This is a genomic window from Jannaschia seosinensis, from assembly GCF_001408515.1.
GTDB classification, from domain to species: Bacteria; Pseudomonadota; Alphaproteobacteria; order Rhodobacterales; family Rhodobacteraceae; genus Jannaschia; species Jannaschia seosinensis.
In genome coordinates this window covers 1-8,342 of the sequence record NZ_CYPR01000103.1, presented here as the reverse complement: position 1 = coordinate 8,342, position 8,342 = coordinate 1, and the positions used below count along the sequence as shown (strand labels likewise).

Annotated in this window: 4 protein-coding genes and 2 pseudogenes; 4 read left to right on the top strand and 2 right to left on the bottom strand. The window is 64.7% G+C overall.

The window, feature by feature from the left end:
* Positions 1-224: 224 nt before the first annotated feature.
* A pseudogene (locus JSE7799_RS08445) lies at positions 225-1,237 on the bottom strand (IS110 family RNA-guided transposase).
* Between the two features lie 99 nt (positions 1,238-1,336).
* Here JSE7799_RS08445 and JSE7799_RS19675 point away from each other — a divergent pair.
* The 4 genes and pseudogenes from JSE7799_RS19675 to JSE7799_RS08430 all read left to right on the top strand — a co-directional run.
* Positions 1,337-2,119: pseudogene (locus tag JSE7799_RS19675) on the top strand (IS5 family transposase); the annotation flags it as partial.
* Positions 2,120-2,419: 300 nt separating this feature from the next.
* On the top strand, positions 2,420-2,995 hold the full coding sequence (locus JSE7799_RS08440) for a hypothetical protein (RefSeq protein WP_055663217.1): 576 nt from the start codon (positions 2,420-2,422) through the stop codon (positions 2,993-2,995).
* On the top strand, positions 2,988-5,039 hold the full coding sequence (locus JSE7799_RS08435) for a glycosyltransferase family A protein (RefSeq protein ID WP_055663216.1): 2,052 nt from the start codon (positions 2,988-2,990) through the stop codon (positions 5,037-5,039). The genes JSE7799_RS08440 and JSE7799_RS08435 overlap by 8 nt, the downstream gene beginning before the upstream one ends.
* A 401-nt stretch (positions 5,040-5,440) precedes the next feature.
* A complete protein-coding gene (locus JSE7799_RS08430) occupies positions 5,441-7,813 on the top strand; it encodes a glycosyltransferase (protein WP_186201882.1) in 2,373 nt (790 codons plus the stop codon).
* A gap of 181 nt (positions 7,814-7,994) precedes the next feature.
* Here JSE7799_RS08430 and JSE7799_RS08425 read toward each other — a convergent pair.
* The coding region (locus JSE7799_RS08425) for a transposase (protein ID WP_144431619.1) at positions 7,995-8,342 on the bottom strand (348 nt) is incomplete at its 5' end.

Here is an 8,342-nt window from a genome sequence, read left to right as displayed (position 1 = left end):
GGGTGATCGAGTGCAGTCTTCTGTCAGGCCTCAAGGTGCGGCACTTACAGGCCGCGGGCCGGGATGGAGATCTGCGGATCGGGTCCAAATCTGTTCAGCGAGCTGATCTGCTCACAGCACCTTACTGGTTTTCCCGATCCAGATCTGTTCGATCGTTGCGCCCATTCGGGTTGTCGCCTTCTCGCACCTCCTTCGCCGACGCGAGACTGCTTTCGCTGTTCAGCTCATGCAGTAGCTCGTGCCGGATCCTGATAATTCTCCTTCTTGGTGGACATCGCCCAGATCGCCCGGGCCATCCGGTTGGCCCGCGCGATCGCGACCAGCATCCGGGCTTTCTCTCCAGCATCCGGGCCAGCCAGGACCCCTCGGGTATCGACCAGCGCCCCAGCCAGTTCAGGCGCGAATCGCCCCCGACGATCAGGAGGCGGCGGATGTCAGCCTGGCCGGCTTTCGACACGCGCCCGAGCCGCTCCTTGCCGCCTGATGAATGCTGACGTGGGACAAGCCCCAACCACGCGGCGAAATCGCGGCCGCGCCGGAAATTCATCATATCTGGCGCAAATGCCTCGATCGCGAGCGCGGTTAGCGGGCCGACTCCCGGCATCGTCTGCAAGCGACGAGCCGTGTCGCTTTTTTCTGCCGAGCTCTTCGCGATTTTCGTCCGAGCATCGATACGAGCCGTCTTTTTAGCAATCTGCTCCATCAGATCCCGGCACTCGTCGCGGACGATCTCAGGCAGGTCGCAGCCGGGGTCGTCGAGGATCGGCTCGATGCGCTTCAGATGGCCGATCCCCTGCGGGATCGTATATCCGAACTCGTAGAGTAAGCCGCGCAGGGCGTTCACGAGTTCCGTGCGCTGGTGGAGGAGACGCTCGCGGGCACGAAAGAGCGCAGGGCGGGCCTGCTGATCTTCCGTCTTCGGCTCGACAAAACGCATCTCGGGACGCTGTGCCGCGATGACAATCGCCTCGGCATCGGCTGCATCGTTTTTCTGCCGCTTCACGAAGGGCCGCACATATTGCGGCGCGATCAGCTTGACCTCATGGCCCAGCTTGTTGAGCTCCCGCGCCCAATAACTTGCGCTGCCGCAGGCTTCCATTACCACCACAGCGGGCGGCTGGTTCGACATGAACTGCCGGAATTGTGGGCGCGTCAGCTTTTTGCGAAACTTCAAATGCCCTGACATCATGGCGCAGTGGAGCTGAAACACGTTCTTGGAAAGATCCACCCCAATCATCGTATTCTTCTTTTACAACCGTCCTCTCACTCTCGTGGCCCTGAACACCACAATAGTGGCACCTCGCGATGCCGTTTGGGGAGGCGGCAACCACCCCATCTGTTCAGGCGGCCTTTGCGGCAGGCCGCCGGGATGGTCGCCAGCCTGCTGCGCCTGGTCGGGCTGGACTGGCCGGTGCCGAACTTCTCTACCCTGAGCGGCAGGCAGAAGACCTTGGCTGTTCAAGTTCCGTGTTGCCGAGCCGACGTTTTGTTGAACCCGCTGTCTCCTCTCGGAGCATTGCTGCACAATGCCCTGCCGGGCAGTGGACAGCACCGGGATCATGGTCTTCGGCGGTGGCAAATGGCAGACGCGCAAGGACGGCTCCCAGTGCCGGCGCCAGTGGCTCAAGGTGCACTTGACCAAGGACCCCGCGACCACGGACATCCGCGCCGTCCCTTGCCCGACCGGGCATTGCGCAGCAACGTCCCGAAACGGAGTTCACCCCCAGCCGCGATGGCGACAGTCCCGTGCTTCCGGACCTCCTCGGCCAGATCTCGTAGAATGAGCAGATCGGCACTGGGACCGCGAACGGCGCCTACGACGCGCGGCGGTGCCACAAGGCGATTATCGGGCGCGGCGCTATTCCCGTCATTGTGATCCACAGGAACGGTCGTCTCTGGAAAGAGGACCGCGCGGCCGGGCCGCCCGCGCCGGGAACGAAACCCAGCGCGCGATGCGATACTCCGGCAGAGCATACTGAAAGCGCTGGACGGATACCATACACGCAGCCGCATCGCCGCACGAGACTCTGATCGCCAGACCGCCGAAATTCACATCTGCGCCGCTCTCATGAACCGCTTCTCTACTCTCGGCACCGCCGAGATTGTCCGCGTGGCATGATGTCACTGGGGAAGGACCTCTTGCGCCTCAGGCATGGGTTCTGCAACAACGCCCCGATCACGCTGACACAGTGCAGTGCGGGTGGGGAGGGCACCCATGCCATCAGCAGAGCCTCCCCCGATGGCTGCCGTCGCCAGTTCCCTTGTGCGGAGCACAGCACCTGTTGACAGGTGCAAAGCGGCAGCGGCTTGTTACAATATCAAACCGTACTCACGCATTGCGGTCACGTTTCCCGATGTTGGAAATGTCTATGCCATCTGCGCTTGCGGAGAGGAAAAGGTCCGCTGTAATCGGCTTGGTATGAACAATTTTCACCCGGATGCCCTTTCCGACCCGTCGGACGCAATGGCGGCACTTGAGCGCGAGCACGAGGAGCTTCAGGCCCTGCTCCGCGACGAGATCGAGGCGCTGCGAACTGAAGGAGGCATCGCGGCACTGCGAATTGAGGAGGAGCGTCACCTCAAGGAACTTGCCCACGCCTCGCAGCGATTGAAAGCCTCTGACGCCACGCGGGGACTGGACGCGGCGCTGCTGTGCAGGAGGCTCAGACTGGGGGTGGAGGGGCGGCCGCGGGGCCTGCCGTCTTTGCGTGCCCAAGCCGCAGCTCTCAGGAAGAGCCCGCTTTTCGACGCGGAAAGCTACCGTGCCGCATTGTGCGTGGCCCTGCCGCGCAGACTCTCGGCCGAGCGCCACTACGTCGCGGCCGGCGCCTTCGAGGGACTCGATCCAGGGCCGGATTTCAGCACTCGCACCTATTACATGCTGAACCCAGACGTGCTCGAGGCGGGTTGGCCGGCGCTTGCACATTACGTGCTTCATGGCGCGGCCGAGGGAAGGCAGGTTCGGCTAGGCAACGACGAATCCGGAAATGGATGATGCCGATCTGGACCTTGTACGCTCGGCACCGGAATTCGATGCGGGCTGGTATGTTCGGACTTACCGGGATGTACTTGAAGCGGAGACGGATCCAGCTCTTGATTACCTGATAAATGGCAGGGACGGCGACCGCGATCCGGGCCCGGGATTTTGGGCCCGCGCCTATCTGGATGCCAATCCGGACGTCGCCGACAGCGGCATCGATCCCTTTCTGCACTACCTGCGTTTTGGCCGTGCCGAGGGGCGCGATCCGATGCCGTCGCAGGCCGGCCGCGAGAGGCGGGCCGAGGCGCGGGTGGGGCAATGGCGCGGGGAGGTCTATGTCCTCGGCTACCATGACCGCGTGCCGGGAATCTGGGAGGAGATGGCCGAGCGGGGCGCGGTGCATTTCGAGCGCGGCATGGCCGCCTTTCAGTTGGCGCTGCTGCATTTGCACCCACAAGGTGACAACCGTCCCGCGGCCGCGCGACGCTGGCTCGACTTGGCGCTTCGGCTGCCTGCGACGCCCCTGATGCGGCAGCGGCAATTGCCGATCTCGCTTGTGTGCGATGCGCGGCTGGGACGGCCCGCGCCGTCCGAGGCGTGGCTGGAGGCGCGCAGGGAGAGGGGCCTCATTGGTGCCGATGCGCTTCTGGTACGGGCTGTGTTCGAGACCGCGACCGATGCGCGGCTGCTTTGGATCAACCGCGCCTTGGCCGGCCACGATATTGGCCCGGTGACGATCGGGGAAGATGCGCCGACGCCCTATGACGGCCTGTCCGCCGCCGCAGCGCCACGCCGCGGGCCGCTCGTCAGCGTGCTTCTGGCCGCACATAATGCACGCGAAACCTTGCCGACAGCGATCCGGTCGCTCCAGGCGCAGAGTTGGCGCGACCTCGAAGTCATCGTGATCGACGATGCAAGCAGCGACGACACCGCGGCTCAGGCGCGAACCCTCGCCCGCGACGATCCCCGGATCAGGGTGATCGAGATGGCCGAGAATGGCGGCGCCTACGTGGCGCGCAACGCCGGGCTCAAATCCGCGCGGGGTGAGTTCGTTACGATCCACGACGCCGACGACTGGTCGCACCCCGACAAGATCGCGCGGCAGGTTGCGCATCTTCGGGACCACCCGGAGGTCATCGGCTGCACTTCCGAGCAGGCGCGGATGCGCGATGATCTGTCTGTCACACGCTTTACCGAATCGGGCCGGCTCGTCATCGACAACGTCTCATCGTTCATGTTCCGCCGCGCGCCCGTCGTGGCGGCGCTCGGCGCGTGGGACACTGTGCGAATGTCGGCAGATAATGAACTTATTCGCCGCGTCCGACGGGTCTTCGGCGACAAATCTGTCACGCATCTTGCGACTGGGCCGCTGTCGTTTCAGCGCGAGCGCTCGAATTCGGCAATTGCCGATCCAATCCTCGGGATCAATGGATACCGCTTTGGGGCGCGCAAGGAATATTACGATGCCCAGACGCATTTTCATTCGACTGCACCGCCAGAGGCGCTGCGCTACGATGGGCGTACGCGGCCGTTTCCCGCACCGCGAATTCTGGAGGGCGGTCGGCGCGCGGCGGATTTGGGGCGGTTCGACGGCGTAATGGCCGGCGATTTCCGCAAGCCTGTGCCGCTTGCCACACTGACGGCCGGGACTGAGCGAAAGGGCCGCCTCGGGGCATTCGAGTTCTTCCGTCCCCTCGATGTGGCGGCAGGGCTCCGCATGTGCACTGAAAGCCGCTCGGCGATGCTTGCGGCCCGCATCCAGGTGATCGTCCTGGGGGAGCGTGCGACATGTGACCTGCTGGCGCTCTACGATCCGGCGCTTCTCGACACGGTTCTGGCGCACCTGCCGAGCGTCGTGGCGGATCGGGTGGTGCTGGTGGTGCCGCCAGACGGCAAACCGGGCGATGTCGCGGCACGCACGGCGCGAGCCGAGGCGATGTTTGGCGCCACGCCGATTTGGGCGGGAGTAGGGAAAGTTACGCATGCGATGCTTGCGCGTCGGGTTGGTGCGGGGCGGGTTGCGCCCGCACCATGGAGCGGGTTGGGATCCTTTCGATGAACTTGACTGACGCCGGATGGCGGATCTTACGCGAACGATTTGATCCCGAATGGTATCTCGCCCGCTACGGCGATGTGCGGCAGGCGGCGCTGAACCCGTGGGCGCATTTCACGAGTCATGGACATGCCGAGAGGCGTCAGCCCTTTTCATCTCGGGCGCTCGACCTCGACCATCTTCTCTGGCGGGGCTATGCGGCGCGAAGCCTGCCGGAACTTGAGGCACTCGTGGACGGAGCGGACCCGCTGGAGCGTTCGGCGGCGGCTTGGGTGCTGGCGCGGTGGCATGCGACGCAGGGGGCCTGGAACGCGGCACGTTCGGTCCTCAACCGGATAGGCGATACCCCCGAGACGCGGCTTCTTGTGCCCCATGCGGGACCGGAATTTCTGGGCGTGCAGGCGGAATTGGCCTGCGGCAATCCGGACAGGGCCGAGCAGTGGATCGCGGCAGCGGCGCGGCGGGATATGGTGGCAGCGGCCGACCTGGCCTTGTCGCGGGTTGCGGTCGCCGCCGGACGTGGTGCTTCAGATGCCGAATTGAGCGGTATCCTCGGCTCGCTCTACGCCGATGCCGGGCTTGCGGCGGTGAGCTTGGCGGGCTCGGGCAGCACCCGGTTTGACCGCCTCTCGGCCGTTCCCGGAGCGGCTGCCAAGGGGCCGCTTGTGAGCGTGATTGTCCCTGTGCACAACGCGGCCGCCACGCTTCCGCAAGCGCTCGCGGGGCTTCTGGCGCAGGACTGGATCTCGCTCGAAATACTCGCGGTCGACGACGCCTCGACTGACGAGAGCGTTGCCATTGCAGAAGCAACGGGCGACGCCAGAATCCGCGTGCTCCGGCAGCCACACAACGAAGGCGCCTATACGGCACGCAATGCGGGTCTGGCTGCGGCACGGGGCGAGATGATCACCGTGCATGACGCAGACGACTGGTCGCATCCCTCCAAGATCCGTCTGCAGGTCGAGGCGCTTCTTTCGGACCCGGCGGCAATGGCCAGCGTGTCGCACTGGGCGCGGGTGGACGATGCCCTGTACCCCGCGCTCTGGCGGATCGAGGCCGGCTGGACGCACCGCAACGTGTCGTCTCTGATGATCAGGGCGTCGTTGCGTGAAACGCTCGGCTTTTGGGACCGGGTGCGAGTCAATGCCGACACCGAACATTACTATCGCATCCTGGCGGCTTTCGGACCCAGAGCAATAACCGAGGTCCGTCCCGGCTTGCCATTGGCTTTCGGACGCACCTCGCCCACCTCGCTCACGATGCGCGCGGAGACGCATATCAGCACGCAGTTTCGAGGAGCCCGCCGCGATTATCTTGACGCGGCGCGGGTGTGGCACGGCATTGGCGGATCACTCTTTCTGCCCGAGCACCCCGACCACCGCTCATTTGAAGCGCCGCAGGCACTGGGGCCCAAGGAGCCGCCGGGGGCGCTTTCGGATTTCGAGGTGCTGCGAGCCTCGACGCTGTTCGACCAAGGCTGGTATCTTGAGGCCAACGAAGATGTGTTGATGGCAGATACGCCGCCGGCGCAGCATTACCTCGAGAACAGTGGCGTCGAGGGGCGCGACCCGGGGCCGCGCTTCAGCTCCAGCGCCTATGCCCATGTTCACGGCCTCGATCCTGAAACGCCGCCGCTTCTTCATTACCTGCGCGCAGGCGGCGAGCATGGCAGCGGCCTCTTCAACTTCTCCGGAACGGGAGGCGGATCGGGCGATCGGGTTCTTGTCTTCGCTCATGCTGCCGGACAGGCAGTGTTTGGCGCCGAGCGCAGTTTTCTCGACATGCTGAACCGGATTGCCAGAGAAGGAGCCGCGCCAGTTGCCGTGCTGCCTTCCCTTGGCAGCGCCGCCTACCTCGATGCGATCCGCGCCAAAGCGGCGCATGTCGAGATTTTGCCGCAGCTCTGGCGCCGCTTGGGCCGCAACCCGCATGCCGTGTCGGTTGCCGAATGCCGGGCGTTGATCCGGCGGCACGAGGCACGAGTTGTCCACGTCAATACGCTGGTCCTCGATGCGCCGCTCGCCGCGGCGCGGGCCGAGGGAGTCGAGACGGTCGTCCACGTTCGCGAATTGCTGGCCGAAGATCCTGCTCTCTGTCGCATCTTGGGCGGGACGGCCGAGGAAGTCCGGACCACGGTACTCGCCGAGGCCGACCGGTTCGTCGCCAACTCGCCGCTGGTTCACGGTTGGCTCGGCGTACCGGAGCGGACGAAAATCCGTCTCAACATGGTGGATGACGCACTTTTCAGCGTGCCGTTTTTGCCAAGGCGCGAGCTGCGCGTGGCCCTCGTCAGCAGCAACATCGCCAAGAAAGGTCTAGGCGATGTAATCGCAGTCGCGCATCGGGTGGGCGAGGTGTCCGAACGTGTCCGGTTCGTCCTCGTGGGCCCTGAAAGTGCTGACTTGAAGGCGCTCGGTCCTTTGCCGGAAAATGTAACGCTGGCGGGCTACGCCGCCTCCCCCATGGATGCGATGGCGCAGGCCGATGTGGTGCTGAGCGTGTCACAATTCGCCGAATCCTTTGGCCGCACGGTGCTTGAGGCAATGGCGGCAGGCAGACCTGTGATCTGCTACGACCGAGGTACGCCGCCTTGGCTGGTTGGACGGGGCGAGGAGGCCGGCGGCATCGTCGTCTCGCCGGACCGGCCGCACAGCGTGGCACGGGCGGTTCTCGCACTTGAGGCGGCGAGGATCGGGTTGGACCGTCTCAGCAAACGTGCGCGCGTGCGCGCTCGCGAACTGCAGCAGGCCGGCGGAGGATCAGAGACGACCGGCGCTTAGCTTTGAAGCCCATTTAACCCGCATAATTCATGAAGCTGCGGACTTGTGCTCCGTGGGATGGTTTCCCCGGTCTCGGTTTTCTTGCGCGCACCCGGTGTTTGCGTCCGGTTGGCAATCCGGCCGGTGACTTGGGTCTTGGGCGATACGGGTTGATGTTTCTGGGTTTGTCGGGGCGCATGCGTCAGGCTGTTTTCGGTGGGGCGAGGGCGTCGAAGAGAAGGAGGAGAAGTCCCTTTCGGGGACACGATGCCGGCAGGGTCACGATGATCCGGGTCTTCTTTTCGACGATGGTGGCGGCCAGCCTGACGAGATGCAGCCGCAGCGTGTCGAACTGGGCGCGGCGCCATGGTGAACGTTTTGGGCAAGCCGCGCGAAGCTTCCACCAGACCCAGTAGGCGCAGCCGTGCAGCATCAGGCGCATCTGGCTGGCGTTCGCCTTCGAGCACGACGTCCGGTCTGCTGCGAGGTGGGCCTTCCACGCCTTGATGTGGTTCTCGGCCTGGCCGCGAGCGGAATAGAGCTTCTCGTA

Coding starts and splice junctions, on each gene's coding strand:
- JSE7799_RS08440 (WP_055663217.1), top strand. CDS start 2,420: ATGAACAATTTTCACCCGGATGCCCTTTCCGACCCGTCGGACGCAATG.
- JSE7799_RS08435 (WP_055663216.1), top strand. CDS start 2,988: ATGGATGATGCCGATCTGGACCTTGTACGCTCGGCACCGGAATTCGAT.